Below are 299 nucleotides of genomic sequence, written 5' to 3' on the forward strand. Positions count from 1 at the left end.
GTATCACTATCGATATTCATCCTTCAGTGGAGAGCCATCAATCTGGCTTGACGACCTAATGGTTACAGGAAATCAAAGATCAAAAGGGTATGGCCGTGAACTTATGTTGGCTTTAAAGTCACAAGCGGAGTCATCATATGCCTCTCACATCTCATGGACGGCAAGTCCACATAATAAGAAAGCGCATGATTTCTACAAAAGGTTGGGTGCAGAGGTTGAGCGAATGGATGGTCAAAGACCTTATTTCCGTTGGGCAATGTACGATTCGTGATCAGATAAAAAGAGAACGATGAATAAAC

General features: G+C 42.5%; 1 protein-coding gene. It reads left to right on the forward strand.

Annotated elements, in window-relative coordinates; all coding sequences use genetic code 11:
* A partial coding sequence (locus AB4512_RS25385; protein ID WP_372176230.1) for a GNAT family N-acetyltransferase occupies positions 1–271 on the forward strand: 271 nt, incomplete at its 5' end.
* Positions 272–299 lie beyond the last annotated feature (28 nt).

This window comes from Vibrio sp. 10N.222.52.B7 (assembly GCF_041474275.1).
Lineage (GTDB): Bacteria > Pseudomonadota > Gammaproteobacteria > Enterobacterales > Vibrionaceae > Vibrio > Vibrio crassostreae_C.